Annotated in this window: 17 protein-coding genes; 10 read left to right on the top strand and 7 right to left on the bottom strand. The window is 69.6% G+C overall.

Going from position 1 to position 17,588, the window contains the following annotated elements:
* The first annotated feature begins 300 nt into the window (after positions 1 to 300).
* The gene (locus tag G6048_RS27500) at positions 301 to 1,677 is read left to right on the top strand and encodes a glycoside hydrolase family 43 protein (RefSeq protein WP_165342274.1); all 1,377 of its coding nucleotides are present in this window, start codon (positions 301 to 303) and stop codon (positions 1,675 to 1,677) included.
* Positions 1,678 to 1,835: 158 nt separating this feature from the next.
* On the top strand, positions 1,836 to 3,263 hold the full coding sequence (locus tag G6048_RS27495; RefSeq protein WP_165342273.1) for a glycoside hydrolase family 43 protein: 1,428 nt from the start codon (positions 1,836 to 1,838) through the stop codon (positions 3,261 to 3,263).
* A gap of 144 nt (positions 3,264 to 3,407) precedes the next feature.
* Here the strand turns inward: G6048_RS27495 and G6048_RS27490 are convergent, their stop codons facing one another.
* The 3 genes from G6048_RS27490 to G6048_RS27480 all read right to left on the bottom strand — a co-directional run bounded on the left by G6048_RS27490 (position 3,408) and on the right by G6048_RS27480 (position 7,513).
* A complete protein-coding gene (locus tag G6048_RS27490; RefSeq protein WP_328827109.1) occupies positions 3,408 to 3,968 on the bottom strand; it encodes a L,D-transpeptidase in 561 nt (186 codons plus the stop codon).
* Between the two features lie 36 nt (positions 3,969 to 4,004).
* Positions 4,005 to 6,590, bottom strand: a complete 2,586-nt coding sequence (locus tag G6048_RS27485; protein WP_165342272.1) for a bifunctional FO biosynthesis protein CofGH — start codon at positions 6,588 to 6,590, stop codon at positions 4,005 to 4,007.
* A gap of 77 nt (positions 6,591 to 6,667) precedes the next feature.
* Positions 6,668 to 7,513: an LLM class F420-dependent oxidoreductase gene (locus G6048_RS27480; RefSeq protein ID WP_165342271.1), complete on the bottom strand. Its 846-nt coding sequence runs from the start codon at positions 7,511 to 7,513 to the stop codon at positions 6,668 to 6,670.
* A 228-nt stretch (positions 7,514 to 7,741) separates the two neighbouring features.
* On the opposite strand from G6048_RS27480, the gene G6048_RS27475 reads away from it, so the two are divergent.
* The 3 genes from G6048_RS27475 (at position 7,742) to G6048_RS27460 (ending at position 10,425) form a co-directional block, all read left to right on the top strand.
* Complete coding sequence (locus G6048_RS27475; RefSeq protein WP_165342270.1) at positions 7,742 to 9,253, top strand: CehA/McbA family metallohydrolase; 1,512 nt, start codon at positions 7,742 to 7,744, stop codon at positions 9,251 to 9,253.
* 249 nt (positions 9,254 to 9,502) lie between these two features.
* On the top strand, positions 9,503 to 9,898 hold the full coding sequence (locus G6048_RS27470) for a nitroreductase/quinone reductase family protein (RefSeq protein WP_165342269.1): 396 nt from the start codon (positions 9,503 to 9,505) through the stop codon (positions 9,896 to 9,898).
* A gap of 233 nt (positions 9,899 to 10,131) precedes the next feature.
* Entirely contained in the window at positions 10,132 to 10,425 is a 294-nt protein-coding gene (locus tag G6048_RS27460; RefSeq protein ID WP_165342268.1) for a hypothetical protein, read from the top strand.
* A 159-nt stretch (positions 10,426 to 10,584) separates the two neighbouring features.
* On the opposite strand, the gene G6048_RS27455 is transcribed toward G6048_RS27460, so the two are convergent.
* Positions 10,585 to 11,022, bottom strand: a complete 438-nt coding sequence (locus tag G6048_RS27455; protein ID WP_165342267.1) for an Lrp/AsnC family transcriptional regulator — start codon at positions 11,020 to 11,022, stop codon at positions 10,585 to 10,587.
* A 182-nt stretch (positions 11,023 to 11,204) separates the two neighbouring features.
* Between G6048_RS27455 and G6048_RS27450 the strand changes: the two genes are divergently transcribed.
* A complete protein-coding gene (locus G6048_RS27450) occupies positions 11,205 to 12,479 on the top strand; it encodes an ArgE/DapE family deacylase (protein WP_165342266.1) in 1,275 nt (424 codons plus the stop codon).
* Between the two features lie 113 nt (positions 12,480 to 12,592).
* Here G6048_RS27450 and G6048_RS27445 read toward each other — a convergent pair whose 3' ends face one another.
* Both G6048_RS27445 and G6048_RS51510 read right to left on the bottom strand, forming a co-directional pair.
* On the bottom strand, positions 12,593 to 12,883 hold the full coding sequence (locus G6048_RS27445; protein ID WP_165342265.1) for a hypothetical protein: 291 nt from the start codon (positions 12,881 to 12,883) through the stop codon (positions 12,593 to 12,595).
* Positions 12,884 to 13,130: 247 nt separating this feature from the next.
* Positions 13,131 to 13,298, bottom strand: coding sequence for an ATP-binding protein (locus G6048_RS51510; RefSeq protein ID WP_328827104.1), 168 nt, complete (start codon positions 13,296 to 13,298; stop codon positions 13,131 to 13,133).
* A 258-nt stretch (positions 13,299 to 13,556) separates the two neighbouring features.
* Here G6048_RS51510 and G6048_RS27435 point away from each other — a divergent pair, with 258 nt between their 5' ends.
* From G6048_RS27435 to G6048_RS27420, 4 genes are all read left to right on the top strand, one after another.
* Positions 13,557 to 14,675: a hypothetical protein gene (locus G6048_RS27435; RefSeq protein ID WP_165342264.1), complete on the top strand. Its 1,119-nt coding sequence runs from the start codon at positions 13,557 to 13,559 to the stop codon at positions 14,673 to 14,675.
* Positions 14,676 to 14,779: 104 nt separating this feature from the next.
* Positions 14,780 to 15,418 carry a LysE family translocator gene (locus tag G6048_RS27430; protein WP_165342263.1) on the top strand — a complete coding sequence of 213 codons (639 nt, stop codon included), beginning with the start codon at positions 14,780 to 14,782 and terminating at the stop codon, positions 15,416 to 15,418.
* A 77-nt stretch (positions 15,419 to 15,495) separates the two neighbouring features.
* The gene (locus G6048_RS27425) at positions 15,496 to 15,726 is read left to right on the top strand and encodes a hypothetical protein (RefSeq protein WP_165342262.1); all 231 of its coding nucleotides are present in this window, start codon (positions 15,496 to 15,498) and stop codon (positions 15,724 to 15,726) included.
* Complete coding sequence (locus G6048_RS27420; protein ID WP_165342261.1) at positions 15,723 to 16,022, top strand: type II toxin-antitoxin system PemK/MazF family toxin; 300 nt, start codon at positions 15,723 to 15,725, stop codon at positions 16,020 to 16,022. Before G6048_RS27425 ends, G6048_RS27420 begins: the two co-directional genes overlap by 4 nt.
* A gap of 24 nt (positions 16,023 to 16,046) precedes the next feature.
* Here G6048_RS27420 and G6048_RS27415 read toward each other — a convergent pair whose 3' ends face one another.
* Positions 16,047 to 17,504, bottom strand: a complete 1,458-nt coding sequence (locus G6048_RS27415) for an aldehyde dehydrogenase family protein (protein ID WP_165342260.1) — start codon at positions 17,502 to 17,504, stop codon at positions 16,047 to 16,049.
* Positions 17,505 to 17,588: the final 84 nt, after the last annotated feature.

Genomic DNA, 17,588 nt, shown 5'->3' with positions numbered 1-17,588 from the left:
AAGAGACAGGGCGTGCGGTGGGCGGCGGGGAGGGCAGCCGTACCAGGTGACGTGGCAACGTCGGCTGACGGCGGCTTCCGACCCCTCACGGATCTGGTTCCGGACTGGCGATCAGGCTCGCGGAAAAGTGTTATCGGAAACTTCTTCTCCCGTCGTTGCTTGTCCGGGGTGAAACAGCGGGGCTACGGTGCCGCCACCGCTCCCCGTCTGACCGACCCGCCGAACGACGTTCGACATACCGGCCAGATGGTCTTCGGATGCGACCACTTACCCGGCTTTGCACACCCTTGGAGACACCGGATGAGAGCAACCCCCCTCCCGTCACGCCGGCTGTTCCTCGGCATGGCCGCGGCCGTGCCCCTGTCCATGACCGGCGCGCTGACCATCGGCAGCCAGTCCGCGGGAGCCGCGACGCGCTCCCCGTTCGTCATGGGCTACTTCACCGAGTCGCGGAACGGCCTTGGCACGGACTACGGCCTGCACCTCGCGGTCAGCACCGACGGGCTGCAGTGGATGCCGCTGAACCAGAACAACCCCGTCGTGACCCCGACCGGGGGCACGGGTGGCCTGCGTGACCCCTTCTTCCTGCCCAAGCAGGACGGCACCTTCGTCGTCATGGCGACCGACCTGAAGGGAACCAACTGGAATGCGCAGAGCCAGTACATCCACGTCTGGGACTCCGCCGACCTGCGCTCCTTCAACAACTACCGCCTGCTGAAACTGCACTCGATGGCCACCCACAGCTGGGCGCCCGAAGCCTTCTGGGACGCCTCCCGCAGCCAGTACGCCATCATCTACTCGTCCGTCAACAGCAGCGGACACAACGTGATCATGGTGAACTACACCACGGACTTCAGGACGGTGACGTCACCGCAGGTCTTCTTCGACCCGGGCTACGACATCATCGACGGCTCCATGGCGTTGGGCGTGGACGGCGTCAACTACCTGTACTTCAAGCGGAACAACGCCCTCGTGGGCGCGAGGTCCACGTCCCTCGATCCCGGCAGCTTCACCGTCTTCACCTCGGGCTTGGCGCCGCGTGGAGGCATCGAGGCCCCGATCCTCGCCGAAGCCGCCGGCACCTGGTACCTGTGGGGCGACGCCAACGGGGTTTTCCCCGCCTGGCAGACCAGCGACCTTTCCACCGGTACCTGGACCGCCTCCGACCGGCGCGTCTACACCCAGCCGCTGAACTCCAAGCACGCCACCATCCAGCCGATCCCGCAGACGGTGTACGACAACCTGGTCGCCAAGTGGGGCAAACCTGCCTGGAACCGGCTGAAGTCCTACAACATCCCGGACAGATACTGGCGGCACGCCGACTACATCGGCCGCATCGACCAGTACCCGTTCGCCCCGTACACCGACTCGCAATGGAAGTTGGTCCCCGGACTGGCCGACTCCTCCGCCGTGTCCTTCCAGTCCGTCAGCCACCCGACCCGCTACCTGCGGCACGCCTACTACCGGCTGCGACTGGACGTCAACGACGGCACCGCGAGGTTCGCCCAGGACGCCACCTTCCACAAGACCGCCGGGCTCGCCGACTCGTCCTGGTCGTCGTTCCGCTCGTACAACTACCCGGACCGCTATATCCGGCACTTCGAGCACCTGCTGCGCATCGACCGCATCTCCACCGCCACCGCCAGGGCCGACGCCACGTTCTCGGTCTGGTACTGAGGCACACCGCCGGGGCCCAGGTTCGCCTCGCGGTTCGCAGTACCGCACATAGTTCGAAATGCCGTACTCACGGCCGTCAAAGGAGACAGCACGTGTTCCGCACCCGTCACTGGTCCACCATTGCCACGCTCTGGCGAAGCCTCCGGCAGGAGACGCGCATGCCCGTGGTTCTCTCCCGGCTGGCGGCGATATTCGTCGCCGTCGGCCTGCTCCTCGCATCCCAGACCCTCGTCACACCCCAGCGGGCCGCCGCCGCCGACCCGGGCTACCTGATGTGGCACTTCACCGCCGATTCCGCGAACGGTCAGAGGCTGCACCTCGCGCACAGTACGGACGGCCTGCACTGGAACGACCTCAACGGCGGAGGCACGGTCCTGCGCTCCACGGTGGGCACGAAGGGCGTGCGCGACCCCGCACTGATCCGCTCTCCCGACGGGAGCAAGTACTGGATCGTCGCGACCGACCTGTGCATCCGCTGCGGCTCGACGTACACCAACGGCAGCCCCAGCCTCGTGGTGTGGGAGTCGACGGACCTGGTCACCTGGTCGCAGCCGCGGCTGATCAACGTCGCCGGCGCGATCCCCGACGGCCGCAACGCCTGGGCGCCCGAGGCGATCTGGAACCCGGAGACCAAGGACTACGTCCTGTACTGGGCGACGAACGCCACGCTGAACGGCGTGCTGAAGTACCGCATCTACTACGCCCGCACCACCGACTTCCGCACCATCACCACCCCGAAGGTCTGGATCGATCCCCCCGGCGCCACGCCGGTCGTCGACACCCAGATGACCGAGGTGCCCGCCGGTACCGGTCCCTACCGCTACGTGCGGGTCTCCGGCGACGGTCAGAACTCGATCGAGGGCAGCAACTCGATCCTGGGGACGTGGACCAACCTCGGCAACCTCTCCAGCATCGGCCTCACCGGCAATGTGGTCGAAGGCCCGGTCTGGACCAAGTTCAGAGACCGCAACGAGTGGGCCCTCTACATCGACCACAACAACGCGAACGGCGTACGCGAATACATGCCGGTCCTGACGACCAACCCGTTCAGCGTCAGCTCCTACCGGATTCAGGAGCCGGGAAGCTACGACATGGGCGGCACCGCGAAGCGCCACGGCGCCATCATGACCCTCACGGCCGCCGAGGAGAGCCGCGTGCTCGCGCGCTGGCCCAACACCCCGGTCAACCGGCTCCAGTCGTACAACGTCCAGGACCGGTACGTGCGCCACACCAACGGCGACGTGCGCATCGACGCAGGCGTCAGCCCCGTCGACGAATCCCAGTTCCGGCTGAGGCCCGGCCTGGCAGGCTCGGGCACCGTCTCCTTCGAGTCGGTGGACTTCCCCGGCTACTTCCTGCGGCACTCCAACTACGACTTCCGGCTCGCCTACAACGACGGCACCACCCAGTTCGCCGCGGACGCCACCTTCCGCAAGGTCGCCGGACTCGCCGACGCGAGCTGGTCGTCGTTCCAGTCCTACAACCACCCCGACCGCTACATCCGCCACTACGCCTACCAGCTGCGGCTCGACCCGATCACCACGGCGCTGGGACGCGGCGACGCCACCTTCCGCGTGACGAACTGACCCCACCGCCTCACGGTGAACGCTCCACCGAGAGGGCACTGCCCAGTCCACCGCTCCGGTGACGGAGTCAACGGCTCCGGCGACGGTTTCCCGCCGCCGGAGCCGCTCCCGTTCCCCTTTCCCCACGGGACAGCCGCCGGTCGACTACTCGACCACCGAAACCGTCGTCCCCGTCGAACCGAAATCCCAGATGGCGTCCCCGTCGGCCGCGCGGACGCGGATTCCGCCCGTCTTGACTCCCGATGCGGGCGGCGGCGACGAGCCGTCCTCGGCGTTGGAGAAGGCGATGGAGACGTCGGAGCGGGTGGTGAAGTAGACGACGTTTTCGATCGGGACGTCGTCGTAGCCGGTCGCTGAGGCGTTGCGGAAGGTGACCGTGTAGGTGCCCGGCAGGGGGCTCACCGATCCCGGCCACACCGTGAACGTACGGCGGGCCTCCTCGCCGGAGTCGACGAGCCACACGCGCCGCTCGCTGAGGGAGTAGACGATGCGCCGCCCCGTCCCCGAGTCGTCCGGTACCGCCACCGGCGCGGACGGGCTTGCCGAGGCCGAAGGGCTCGCGGAAGCCGTCGGCTTGGGCTGGGCCGCCTGTTCGGCGCGTACGGCCAGAAACGCGACCACCACGACGGCGGCCAGGGTCAGCGCGGTGACGTACGCCCACGGTGACAGCCGTCCTCGCGCGGGCAGCCGTCGTCGGGTGGTCACCGGCACGTACCTCCTCCCCCTCATCCGCGGCCTGGCTCAGTCCAGCACCGGCAGCAGCTCCGGCAGATGCCCGTCCGAAGCCGACGCCGCCCGCTGTCGTTCCTCCGGGACCTCCCCGTACAGCGTCGTGCGCGGACGCGCCGGACGGCCCGCCGCATCCGCCACCGCGATCAGGTCCTTGACCGACTTGTACGAGCCGTAAGACGAGCCCGCCATACGGGAGATGGTCTCCTCCATCAGCGTGCCGCCGAGGTCGTTCGCCCCGGAGCGGAGCATCTCGGCCGCGCCCTCCGTCCCCAGCTTCACCCAACTCGTCTGGATGTTGGGGATGTGGGGGTGCAGCAGCAGCCTCGCCATCGCCACCACCGCGCGGTTGTCACGCATGGTCGGACCAGGGCGCGCGATGCCCGCCAGATACACGGGCGCGTTGGTGTGGATGAACGGCAGCGTCACGAACTCCGTGAAACCGCCCGTCTGTTGCTGGATCCGCGCCAGCGTCCGGAAGTGGCCGAGCCAGTGCCGGGGCTGGTCCACATGCCCGTACATCATCGTGGACGAGGAACGGATGCCCAGCTCGTGCGCGGTCGTGACGACCTCGATCCAGGTCGCCGTAGGCAGCTTGCCCTTGGTGAGAATCCAGCGGACCTCGTCGTCGAGGATCTCGGCGGCCGTGCCGGGGATGGAGCCGAGGCCGGCCTCCTTGGCGGCGGCCAGCCATTCGCGGATCGACATCCCGGTGCGGGTCGCGCCGTTGACGACCTCCATCGGCGAGAAGGCGTGGACGTGCATGCCGGGGACGCGTTCCTTCACCGCCCGCGCGATGTCGAAGTACGCGGTCCCGGGCAGGTCGGGGTGGATCCCGCCCTGCATGCAGACCTCAACCGCCCCGACATCCCAGGCCTGTTGGGCACGGTCGGCGACCTGCTCCATCGACAACGTGTAGGCGTCGGCGTCCGTGCGGCGCTGGGCGAAGGCGCAGAAACGGCAGCCGGTGTAGCAGACGTTGGTGAAGTTGATGTTCCTCGTCACGATGTACGTGACGTCGTCGCCGACCGCCGACTTGCGGACGTCGTCCGCGATACGGCACAACGCGTCCAGGGCGGGCCCGTCGGCGTGCAGCAGGGCCAGCGCCTCGTCGTCGGTGAGCCGGGTGGGGTCGTCGGCCGCCGTGGCCAGGGCCGCCCGTATGTCCGTGTCGATCCGCGAGGGCACCATCCCGGGCGCCGCGGCCTCCCGCAGCGCCTCCCAGTCGCCGTACACCTCGTCGAAGTCGTTCCGGCGGTCGCCCGTACGCCCCTCGGTGTCGATGGTGCGGTGCAGATCGGTACGGCCCGACGCGGTGAACGCCTCGTCCGGCTCCTGCCAGGGATGGCCCTCGACGAGGGCGTCGGGGTTCGCGAGGCCGGTCTCCGGGTCGGCCAGGGCCCGTACGTGCGGCAGCAGCCGCGGGTCCAGCCAGGGCTCGCCGCGCTGTACGAACTCCGGGTACACACACAGCCGTTCACGCAACTCGAAGCCCGCCTGCCCGGACTGCTCGGCGAGTTCGTCGATCTGCGGCCAGGGCCGCTCCGGATTGACGTGGTCGATGGTGAGCGGTGAGACACCACCCCAGTCGTCGATACCGGCGCCGATGAGCCGCCCGTACTCGGAGTCCACTAGATTGGGCGGCGCCTGGAGGCAGGCGGAAGGACCCATGATGTGCCGTGCGACGGCCACCGTGGCGACGAGATCGTCCAGTTCGGCGTCCGGCATCCCGCGCATCGCCGTGTCCGGCTTGGCACGGAAGTTCTGGATGATCAGCTCCTGGATGCCGTGGTACGCCCGCGAGATCTTGCGCAGCGCGAACAGCGACTCGGCGCGTTCCTCGTACGTCTCGCCGATCCCGATCAGCAGCCCGCTGGTGAACGGCACCGACGACCGCCCCGCGTCCTCCAGCACCCGCAGCCGCACCGCCGGTTCCTTGTCGGGCGACCCGTAGTGCGGGCCGCCCGGCTCGGACCACAACCGCGTGGCGGTGGTCTCCAGCATCATGCCCATGCTGGGCGCGACGGGCTTGAGCCGCTGGAAGTCGGTCCACGACATGACGCCGGGGTTGAGGTGCGGCAGCAGCCCCGTCTCCTCCAGGATGCGGATGGAGATGGCCCGTACGTACGCGATGGTGTCGTCGTAGCCGTGCGCGTCCAGCCACTCGCGCGCCTCGGGCCACCGCTCCTCGGGCTTGTCGCCGAGGGTGATCAGGGCTTCCTTGCAGCCGAGTTCGGCCCCGCGCCGCGCGATGTCGAGCACCTCGTCCGGCGACATGAACATCCCGTGCCCGGCCCGGCGCAGCTTGCCGGGAACGGTGACGAAGGTGCAGTAGTGGCACTTGTCCCGGCACAACCGGGTGAGCGGAATGAACACGCTCTTCGAGTACGTGATGACGCCGGCCCGTCCCGCGGCCTCCAGGCCCGCGTCCCGCACCCGCCCGGCGGACGTCACCAGGTCGTCCAGGTCCTCGCCGCGTGCCTGCAGCAGCACGGCCGCCTCGGTGACATCGAGCGCGACGCCGTCGCGGGCACGTTTGAGGGCCCTCCGCATGGCGTTCGCGGTGGGCCCGGTTCCGGAACTCGCGGAAGTCGTCATCCTTCGAGCATACGGTCGCATTGATCAGGCACTCTGGGGGCCGTGTCACAAGTAACGCGGCCCGGCCCCATGGCGCGCTACACGTACTTCGCGTAGTCGTCCAGCACGCGCAGTACCTCCGTCTCCCCGGCGGGCGGCAGTTGCAGTACGACCTCCTCGATGCCGAGGTCCGCGTAGTGCGCGAGCTTGCCGGGGGTGGGCAGCACGGCGTACGGCACGACCTGGAGCGCCTCCGGGTCGCGGCCCGCCTCGGTCCAGGCGGACCGCAGGACCGGCATCGACTCGGTCAGCCCGCGGCCACCGATCGGCAGCCAGCCGTCCGCGTACTCGCTGATGTGGGAGAAGAGCTTCGGCCCGGCCGCTCCCCCGACCAGCGTGCGCGGCCCGACGACCGGACCACGCGGCTTCTGTACGGGTTTGGGGTAGGCGTAGCTGGCGCGTACGGACCCGAAGTCGCCCTCGTACGCGGTGGGTTCGGCCGCCCACAGCGCCCGCATCAGCGCCATCCGGTCCCGGCCCAGCTCCCGCCGCGTACGCCAGTCGACGCCGTGGTCGGCGGCTTCCTCCACGTTCCAGCCGAAGCCGATGCCGAGCGTGAAACGGCCGCCGGAGAGGTGGTCGAGCGTCGCGATCTGCTTGGCGAGATCGATGGGGTCGTGCTGGGCGACGAGGGTGATGCCGGTACCGAGACCGAGCCCTGTGGTGACCGCCGCCGCCTGCCCGAGGGCGACGAAGGGGTCGAGGGTCCGGCCGTACTCGGGCGGCAGCTCGCCGCCCGCCGGGTACGGCGTCGTCCGCTCGACCGGGATGTGCGTGTGCTCGGGGAGGTAGAGCCCGGCGAAACCGCGCTGCTCCAGCTCGCGGGCGAGCAGGGTCGGGCTGATCGTCTCGTCGGTGAGGAAGATCGTCGTGGAGATCCGCATGCCCCCTTCCTAGCCTGACTGACGTCCGGAGTCCATACCGACCGGTCGGACGTCCTTCGGCGCGTGCCTCGTAAAGCGCCTCGGAAGGCATCGGGAGTGATGGCAGGGCGCCCCCTGGAAGCACCGATGAAAGCTGCCGATTCCCTTCCCTTGCACGGGAGTTCACGGCTGAATACGAAGCTGGTACGTGCCATCCCCTGCCAGACCCCACACCCTGGGAGCAGCAGCATGTGCGAGGACGACCACGGAATCGGCAGACGCGCCCTGTTCGTGACGGGAGCCGCCGCCGCGCTTACGTTGGGAAGCGTGAGTTTCCCGAGCGAGGCCGCCGACGCCGCAGCGGACCACGAGACGAAGACGGTGCGCGGCACACTGCCCACCGGCTCCCCCGACTTCGTGTACCTGCCGGTCGAAGTCCCGGACGGCGTACGGGAGATCAAGGTCTCGTACACGTACGAGAAGCCCTCCGTCCCGGCCGGCACCGCGGGCAACGCGCTCGACATCGGCATCTTCGACCAGCGTGGTACGGAACTGGGCGGCAAGGGCTTCCGCGGCTGGTCGGGCGGGGCGCGCACGGAGTTCTTCATCCGCGCCGACGACGCCACGCCCGGCTACATCCCCGGCCCGGTCCGCGAGGGCACCTGGTACATCGCGCTCGGCCCCTACACCGTGGCCCCGCAGGGACTCCCGTACGAGATCACCATCACGCTCACCTACGGCGAACCCGGCGCCACCGTGAAGCCGAAGTACCCGCCCACACGCGCCAAGGGCCGCGGCCGCGCCTGGTACCGCGGCGACTGCCACCTGCACTCCTGGTACTCCGACGGCCGCCGCACCCCCGCGGAAATCGCGGCCCTCGCCCGCGAGGCCGGCCTGGACTTCATCAACACCTCCGAGCACAACACCCATGCCGCGCACGCCCATTGGGCCGACGTAGCGGGCGACGACCTGCTGGTCCTGCTGGGCGAGGAGGTGACGACGAGGAACGGCCACGTCGTCGCCCTCGGCACAGACCCCGGCACGTTCATCGACTGGCGCTACCGCGCCCGCGACAACCGTTTCGGCAAGTACGCCCGCGAGATCCGCCGCTCTGGTGGCCTGGTCGTCCCCGCCCACCCGCACGCCACCTGCATCGGCTGCAACTGGAAGTTCGGCTTCGGCGAGGCGGACGTGGTCGAGGTGTGGAACGGCCCGTACGGCCCCGACGACGAGGTCTCCCTGGCCGACTGGGACGGCATGCTGGTCGCGTCGGTCCGCGAGGGCCGCGGCTGGATCCCGGCGATGGGCAACAGCGACGCCCACCGCCCGCCGGACCCCGTAGGCACCCCGCAGACGGTCGTCCTCGCCGACGACCTGACCCGCGAGGCGATCCAGGAGGGCCTGAAGGCAGGCCGCTCCTACGTCGCCGAGTCCAAGTCGGTGTCGTTGTCCTTCACCGCCTCGGGACCCAAGGGCGAACACGCGGGCATTGGCGGCCGTTTGAAGGTGGACCGCGACGACCCGGTCACAATCCGCCTGGAAGTCACCGGCGCCCCCCGCTGCACGGCCCGCTTCGTCACGGACCAGGGCGTCCTGCACACCAGCCCCGTCCTCCCGGTCTCGGGCTCCGGCACGGTGGAGTGGCGTACGACGGCCCAGTACGCGGCGTACGTACGGGCGGAACTGCGCCACGAGGCGGCGGTGGCACCGCTGCCAGGGGCACTGGCGGCGTTCACGAACCCAATCTTCTTGGGGCGGTAGCGGGTCGCTGGGCGGGGGCGGACGTACACGCAGCGCGGGCCCACGACCCATTCCCCCCGAAAACAGTGAACAGCGAGGGCAAATGTGTCCTTCAGGCGCCCAAATGAGCAAGACGTGAACACTGCGGGGCGAAGTGCTCACGGAACGGATGCGGCGGTACCGCGCGTTGGCAAGGATGGGGCGAGCCGGGCACGACGCAACGGCCGCTGCCGCCGTATCCCAGCCGTATCCCAAGGGAGCACAAAGCCGATGTCGCGTTACCACGACCTCAAGTACAGAGCCGTCACGACGCTCCAACGCCGCATCGCCAACCCGATCACGCGCCGCCTACCGTTCCACACTCTCCTGGAGACCACCGGCCGCACGTCCGGTCTCCCCCGCCGCACTCCGCTGGGCGGCCGCCGTATCGGCAACGCGTTCTGGCTGGTCTCCGAGTACGGCGAGAAGTCCCAGTACGTACGCAACATCCGGGCGAACCCAAGAGTGCGGGTACGCATCAGAGGACGCTGGCACACCGGAACGGCCCACCTGCTCCCCGACGACGACTCGATCGCCCGCCTGCGCGGGCTGCCCCGCGCGAACAGCACGGCGGTCCGGCTGGTGGGGACAGATCTGCTGACGGTGCGGGTAGATCTGGAGGATTGACCCGCTACTCAATCCGAGGCTCCAGCGGGATCTCGCTCATGCGCCCGAGATGCAGCCTCGGCGCCTGCTCGTCTCGGGTCGTCGCGTGGGACGGCTGTCAGCCGAAGTCGTCGGGGACGATGCGGAGTTTTTGTGCGATGCGGGCGAGGGCCTTCTGGTCGGTCGTGTTGAGCGAGTCGAGGACGATGCGGGCTTCGGAGCGAGCCGTCGACACCGACGTAGACGTAGTCGGCGTGGGCCGCGAGCCAGTCGAGCAGCTTGTCGACGTAGCCGAGCTCGAAGTCGTCGGGGTGCAGCTCCTGGCGGGTCGTCAGTGCCCACCCGAGACGCCGTTCCCCCCGCCGGACCAGCTGCGAGACCACTGCCCCACCAATCTTCCAGGCCGGTCCCTGTTGGGCGAGCAGCGGGTATGGGACGTTGTCCACCTTGATCTCGCCCTCGTCGTCCAGCAGCGGGTCTCCGTCGTCATCAAACATGACCGTGGGGAACTCGGTGACGACAGAAAGCCGTTCAGGCTGCGGACCTAGGCCGAGGTGCCACCGCAGCTCGGCGACCTCGTCCTCCGACAGGTCATCCCGGAGGTCTCGCCCATGCCCAGGCGCTGCGGTCACGGGCAGGAGCCAGAGACCCACCGTGCCGGGCGGATGGCACGAATTTCGACGCTCACGGCGTCCTCGGGTTGTCGATCACAGCCGAGGCCGATTGAGGAGCCGGGAGAGCACGATGACGCTCTCCGTCCGATCGACGGGGGCGGTGGCGCGCACCCGTTGGATGGCCTGCTCCAAGTGGGGGATGTCTCTGGCGAGCATGTGGACGACTGCGTCGGCGGCGCCGGAGACGGTACAGGCTTCGACGACCTCCGGAATGTCTTCCAGGGCTTGGCGCAGTTCGGCGGGAGTGGGGTTGCCGGTGCAGTAGACCTCGACGAACGCCTCTGTGTGCCAGGCCAGCGCCTGGGGGTCGACGAGCGCGGTGAAACCGCGGATCGCGCCCGTGGCCACCAGGCGGTCGAGACGCCGCTTGGCGGCGGGCGCGGACAGCCCGGCTGCGGTCCCGATCTGGGCATATGTGGAGCGGGCGTTGCGCAGCACGCAGCGGATGATCGCTTCGTCGATGGTGTCCACGACTTCACTCCAGACGTCTGTAAGGTGCGGAGGGTGCAGCGAAAGGCGCAACGAATAGCCATAATCCCGCTGATGTTGCAAGAAAATAGCGGTGGGTAGCAGCAAATAGCGATTGTTTGCGTTGCTGTCATAACCGTAGTCTCCGACTTGTCCTGATGTCAGGTGCCGGGAGCAGCGTTCCGATGACAGCAAACGTGAGCAATGTGGAAGCGTCCGCGCTGGCCGCAGTGGATGAGGCAGTCATCGCCCGGACTCTGCTGGAACTACTCGCAGTTCCCAGCGTGACGGGGAGCGCCGCGGAGTCCGAGCTGCAACAGGTCCTGGCCCGGCAACTGGAGCGGATGGATCTCGATGTCGACCTGTGGTCCATGAACCTGCCCGTGCTGCGTGCGCATCCCCGCTTTCCGGGCAGCGAGGCCCCGCGCACGGAGGCATGGGGCCTGGTGGGCGGCACGCAGCACCGGGGCGACGGGCCGACCCTGGTCCTCCAGGGCCATGTCGACGTCGTCCCTCCCGGGGACCCGGCGCAATGGGAGGGCGACCCGTTCCGCCCGCGCGTCAGCAAAGACGTGGTGCACGCCCGAGGAGCGTGCGACATGAAGGCCGGCGTGGTGGCGATACTCGCCGCCCTGGCCGCGATACGGGAGGCGGGCGCAAGGCTGCGCGGCCGGGTGTCCGCGCACTTCGTCGTCAGCGAGGAGGACGGAGGGCTCGGGGCGTTCGGCACCCTCGAACGCGGCCACACCGGTGACGCCTGCATCATTACCGAACCAACCAGCGGTGCGCTCATGACCGCGAACGCCGGAGCGCTGACCTTTCGCATCGACGTGCCCGGCCGGGCCGCCCACGGCAGCACCAGGTACGCGGGAGTGAGCGCCATCGACGCCTACCTGCCCATCCACCGTGCGCTCGCCCGTCTCGAAGCCGGCCGCAACACCGGCGCCGACCCGCTCATGTCCGACTGCCCCATCCCCTACCCGCTGTCCGTCGGCACCGTCCAGGCCGGCGACTGGGCCAGCAGTGTGCCCGACCTGCTGGTGGCCGAGGGAAGACTGGGTGTCCGGCTGGGCGAGGATCCGGCCCAGGCGCGCACCGAACTGGAGGCGGCCGTGGCCGAAGCCTGCGCGGACGACCCGTGGCTGCGCTCCCACCCCGCCAGGGTGACGTGGCCCGGCGGCCAGTTCGCCAGCGGACGGCTGCCGGCCAGGCACCCGCTCGCAGCCCTGGTCGGCGACGCGCACGCAGACGTCACCGGCGGCCCACGACCGTCCGAGCGAGGCGCCCCCTACGGCAGCGACCTGCGACTGTACTCCGGGGCGGGCATCCCCACGCTGCAGTACGGCCCCGGCGACGTACTCCTCGCACACAGCCCGCAGGAACAGGTCCGCGTCAGCGAAGTTGTCACCGTCACCCGGGCACTGGTGCTCGCCACACTGCGCACGGTCGGCACCGAGTAGTACCGCCGGCCCCGCCTGCCAGCGAAAGGCGTACCGGGCCCGTCGCCGGGGGCGCTGAGTAGGTCTGCGAAGCCGTCACGGCCACGCCGGGCGAGACGGCTCCCGGAACCCACTCAATCGGACCCGCTCAATCCGCTGCCGCCTCCGGCACGCGCGTCTTCGAGGGCTGCCATGATCTCGGGTGAGTTCCTGATCCGGACCCTGTGACGGTACGCCCTCACCACGGCCGCGGCGCGCTCGAAGTCATCCGTGGGAGAGGCCCCTACGGCTGCGGCCAGTTCCTCCTCGAAGCGCTCCCGGTCGCCCGGGAATCCGTACCGGCTGAGCGCGCCGCGCAGGTCGTCCACGGTCCGGATCTCCGGAAGGGGCATCGCTCCCCAGCCGTGCTCACGCTCTGCGCTCATGGTCTGCTCCTGGTGGGCGGGCATGGCTCCACCTCCCAGTATGGCGCCGTGCGCCCATGGCGGACATCGCACGTCACTGCCCACGGCCCGCACCGCCCCGCTCACCGCGCGTCCCCGCACTCGGCCCACAGCAGCTTCCCGCCCTTCGAGGCACCCCACTCCCGCTGCACGGAAACTCCCAACGAGTCCGCACACGCCCGTACGAGATGCAGCCCGCGCCCGTGCTCGCCGTCTTCCGGCGGTACGACTACGGGGGCCCCTCCTTGAAGGCGTCCGGCACCCTCGGGCCGGTGTCCCACACGGCGACCATGAACCGGTCGGGCTCCATGGAGCGGATGCGCAGGGCGTACGGGCCGGTGGTGTGGGTGTGGGCGTTGGTGAGCAGCTCTGCGCGCAGGGCGAAGCCTGCGTCCACATATCCGCCACCCCCCAAACCATCCACCTCACCGAAAGCGCCGACCCCACCCAAGCCATCCTCTCCGCCACCCCCACCGCCTTCGGCGCCCTCCTCCGCACTCTGAAGACGAGCCCGAAGCGCGGATGAACTCCCTTCCCTTCTCGGGCAGTTGGGCCGGATTTTGTCACGTGCGCGTCTAGACCTCTGGACTTGTCTGTTTCACGGTGGTCTCTCCTACCCGCATGGAGGGACCCAGCAGTGAGACGCAGACGATTTGTGGCAGGAACGATCGGCACGGTTTCGGGGATCACGCTCGGTGCGGGCTCGGTCCGGGCCGACGGGCCGGCGCGCCGTACCCAAGGCTGGCAGGCAGTGCCTGCGCCCGGCAGTACCCCGGTCGCGCACTTGCGCCGTATCGCCGCTGCCGGACCCGAACTGGCCTGGGCCGTGGGTGAGGAGGGCCGCGCCGGGCCGTCGCAGGGACGAGGGTTGGCCATGCTCTGGGACGGCAGCGCCTGGTCGAAGAGCGACCTGTCGCACCTGACGTACACGCGGTTGAGCGACGTCGCCGTTGTCAGCGCCACCGCGGCGTGGAGTGTGGGCCTGCCTGCCGACGAGGGCATGAGCCCGCTGCTGAGCTGGGACGGAACCACGTGGCGCGAGGCCGCGTTCCCGGGCCTGGGCGAGCCGGACGTCCGGATGGACGGGGTGGCGGTCGGCCCCGACCGGCGGGTGTGGGTCTGCGGCAGCCGCGGCGGCAGCGCCCGCCTGCTGCAGGGGGACGGGCGGAAGTGGCGATGGCTGGACCCGCTGCCTGCCGCGAGCGCGAACCTGTACCGGGTCGTAGTGCGCTCGCCGGACGAGGTCTGGGTGAGCGGCGACCAGGCACGGACAACCGGTGACGGATGGTCCGGGCTCGTGGCCCGCTGGAACGGAGAGTGGACGGTCCTACCGCCGATCACAGGCCTCCGCCTGAGCATCGGCGATCTGCATCCGGCCGGGCCGGACGACGTCTGGGCGGTGGGCACCGAAGCCGGCATCGGCGGACCACCGGGCCGCCCCGGCAACCCCGTTCTGGCCCACTGGGACGGCACGGCCTGGACGCGGGTGCAACCGGGCTTCACCGTCGGGTCGTTGACGGGAATCGCGGCCGACGTCGAGGGCCGCGCCGCATGGATATCGGGCTGGAACTACCAGGACCAGACCCGCAGCACCTACCTGCGGCGGGACGGCGACGCCTGGACCGTCGTACGAGGCCCGGCCGGCACGGCGACGGCCCCGTACCTCAACGACGTGACGCCCATTCCCGGCACCGCGGGCTTCTGGTCGGCGGGCATGACGAGCCCCACCCCGACTCCTCCGACCGAGGCATACACGGAACGCCTGGACGCCTAGCCCCGCGGCGCGCGTGTTCTAGAGGCGGTCCAGCCACTGGGTGAGCTGGGCCGCCTCCGAAAAAGGGGATGCACTGGTATGCCCTCCCTGTGTTGCATGGCCCCATGGTGTCCACCGACCGACTCCTCGCCTTCGCGGCCATGTCGTTCCTGCTGATCGTGGTGCCCGGTCCCAGCGTGCTGTTCGTGATCGGGCGGGCGCTGGCGCAGGGGCGCCGTGCCGCGCTGACCACCGTCGTGGGGAACACGATCGGCGCGTACGTGCTCGTCGTGGCCGTAGCGCTGGGTATCGGTTCCCTCGTGGAGCGCTCCGTCCTGGTCTTCACAGCGCTAAAACTGGCGGGTGGTGCCTACCTGGTGTACCTGGGGGTGAAGGCGTGGCGGCAACGGGGTTCGTTGCAGGCGGCGTTCAGCGGTGACGCGGCCACGGCCGGCGGTCTGCGCACGCTGTGGGAGGGGTTCGTGGCGGGGATCGCCAATCCCAAGACCATCGTGTTCTTCGCCGCCGTACTGCCACAGTTCGTCGACCGCGCCCAAGGGCACGTCGTGGCGCAGATGCTGTTGCTCGGCTTGGTCTTCAACGTCATCGCGCTGGCGTCCGACAGCGTGTGGGGGCTGGTCGCCGCCACCGCACGAGGATGGTTCGCCCGGTCACCGCGGCGACTGTCCCTGGTCGGCGGGGTGGGCGGGCTCACCATGGTGGGCCTCGGGGTCACGGTCGCCGCAACAGGGCGCAAGGAGTAGTTGCTCCCGCCGAGCCGGTCAGGCCGGGCGTTCCTACGGCGGCCACGCCTTGAGCATGAGGAGAGTATGATGCCCGCATGACGATCAACATGACGATGAGCCTGCCCGATGACGTCGCCGCCTTCGTGAAGGCCAAGGGGAACGCTTCCGCGTACACCGCCCGGATACTGCGCCGCCAGATGCTCGCCGAGCAGTTGGAGAAGTCCGCGCGAGTGCGAGCCGAGGCCGGAATAGTGACTACGGCCGCTGAGCCCGCCGAGAGCGAGGACACCACGCTGGAGCGCTGGGCGCGGGTGGCAGGCCGGTGAACCGCGGACACGTCTACCAACTGTCCTTCGCCGGAGGCCCCGCCCACGTCCTCGTGATTTCGTCGGACGCCCTCAACGCACAGAACAAGACCGCGACCTGCGTACTGATCTATCCGCAGCAGGTGCGCGAGGCGACGCTCGTCGACATCCCGATCAGCACCCCCTCGTCAGGCACCATCGTGCTCGGCGAGTTCCGCACGTTGTCCGCCCCCCGCTTCACCGAAGACCTGGGACCGGTGGACGAACGCGTCATGGAAGCCGTCGAGATCGGACTCCGAGCCGTCTTCGACCTGTAGCTCCGTCGGGTGGCGCAGCCGGCGTCACCCCGGCCAAACGATCGCCTGCACCTCGCTGTACGCATGCAGCGCGTACGACCCCACGTCCCTCCCCACCCCGCTCTTCTTGAAGCCCCCGAACGGGGCCTCCATGTTCCGACCGACCGTGTTGACCCCAACGCCGCCCGCCCGTAGCGACCGCGCCACGCGGAATGCGCGCGCCACGTCCCCTGACCAGACGTAGTCGATCAGGCCGTAGTCGGAGTCGTTGGCGAGGGCGACGCCCTCTTCCTCCTCGTCGAAGGGGATGACCACGACCACCGGGCCGAAGATCTCCTCCCGCGCCACCCGCATGTCGTTCGTGCAGTCCGCGAGGAGAGTGGGGGCGACGTAGAAGCCGGTGTCGTACGCCGGTCGCTCGCCGCCCGCGACCACCCGCGCGCCCTCCTTGCGGCCCAGCTCGACATACGACTCGACCCTGTCCCGATGCGCCGCCGTGATCACCGGGCCCACGACCGTGCCCTCGGCTCGCGGGTCGCCGACCCTCAAGTAGCCTGCGTACCCGGCGAGTTGGTCGACCACGCGGTCGTACACCGCCCGCTGCGCGAGCACCCGCGTCGGTGCCGTACAGATCTGCCCGCTGTAGAAGGAGAAGGTCGTCCCGATCCCCCGTACCGCCGACGCCACGTCCGCGTCGTCGAAGACGATCGCCGCGCCCTTGCCGCCCAGCTCCATCAGCTGGCGTTTCATGTCCCGCCCGCACACTTCCGCGATGCGCTGCCCGACCGCCGTCGAGCCGGTGAAGCTGATCATGTCCACGTCACCCGACTCCACCGCCGCCTCACCGACCTCCGCCCGCGAGCCCGACACGACGTTCACGACACCCGGCGGGGCGCCCGCCGACTCCAGCGCCTCCGCCATCCGGTAGACCGACAGCGGGTCCTGGGGCGCGGGCTTCACCACCACCGTGTTGCCCATCGCCAGGGCCGGGGCGATCTTGCCGGCCGGGTTCGCCCAGGGGTTGTTGTACGAGGTGATGCAGGTGACGACGCCGACGGGCTGGCGTACGGCCAACGCACCCATCACCGCCGCCTTGCCGAACGGCCCCGCCTCGTTGATCTGCGGGACCAGCGCCTCCTCGACCGGCTCCAGCGCGCCTTTCGCGTACCGCCTGAAACGGGCCGCGCCCACCCCCACCTGCATCCCACGCGCCGTCCCGGTCGTGGCACCGCTCTCCGCCTGGGCGAGTTCGGCGTACGGGACGAGGTTGCGCTGGATGATGTCCGCCGCCCGCTCCAGGATCGCCGCACGCTCCGAGGGGGACGTACGCGACCACGAGCCGAAGGCCTCGCGAGCCGCGGCCGCCGCCGCGAGCACCTGATCCCGCGAGGCCTCCGGCGCCAGCCCGACGACCCCCTCGGTCGCCGGGTCGACCACCTCGTAGTGCCCGCCGTCCGGCTCGACCCACGAACCGCCGATGAACAGCCGCTGCTCGTCCGTCACTCCGTACTCACCTCGGTCTCGCCGACGTAATCACCGCGGTACCCGACGCAGCGCTCACCGCGGTTCCCAACGCAGCCCTCACTA

The sequence above is a fragment of the Streptomyces ureilyticus genome (genome assembly GCF_011045025.1).
GTDB classification, from domain to species: Bacteria; Actinomycetota; Actinomycetes; order Streptomycetales; family Streptomycetaceae; genus Streptomyces; species Streptomyces ureilyticus.
This window is presented reverse-complemented; position numbering and strand designations above follow the sequence as displayed.

What these genes read in the sequence shown, in the direction of transcription:
- G6048_RS27430 (WP_165342263.1), top strand. Translation starts at nt 14,780, where the DNA reads ATGGTGTCCACCGACCGACTCCTCGCCTTCGCGGCCATGTCGTTCCTG.
- G6048_RS27485 (WP_165342272.1), bottom strand. Translation starts at nt 6,590, where the DNA reads ATGACGACTTCCGCGAGTTCCGGAACCGGGCCCACCGCGAACGCCATG.
- G6048_RS27450 (WP_165342266.1), top strand. Translation starts at nt 11,205, where the DNA reads ATGACAGCAAACGTGAGCAATGTGGAAGCGTCCGCGCTGGCCGCAGTG.
- G6048_RS27495 (WP_165342273.1), top strand. Translation starts at nt 1,836, where the DNA reads ATGCCCGTGGTTCTCTCCCGGCTGGCGGCGATATTCGTCGCCGTCGGC.
- G6048_RS27475 (WP_165342270.1), top strand. Translation starts at nt 7,742, where the DNA reads ATGTGCGAGGACGACCACGGAATCGGCAGACGCGCCCTGTTCGTGACG.
- G6048_RS27500 (WP_165342274.1), top strand. Translation starts at nt 301, where the DNA reads ATGAGAGCAACCCCCCTCCCGTCACGCCGGCTGTTCCTCGGCATGGCC.
- G6048_RS27480 (WP_165342271.1), bottom strand. Translation starts at nt 7,513, where the DNA reads ATGCGGATCTCCACGACGATCTTCCTCACCGACGAGACGATCAGCCCG.
- G6048_RS27470 (WP_165342269.1), top strand. Translation starts at nt 9,503, where the DNA reads ATGTCGCGTTACCACGACCTCAAGTACAGAGCCGTCACGACGCTCCAA.
- G6048_RS27445 (WP_165342265.1), bottom strand. Translation starts at nt 12,883, where the DNA reads ATGAGCGCAGAGCGTGAGCACGGCTGGGGAGCGATGCCCCTTCCGGAG.
- G6048_RS27425 (WP_165342262.1), top strand. Translation starts at nt 15,496, where the DNA reads ATGACGATCAACATGACGATGAGCCTGCCCGATGACGTCGCCGCCTTC.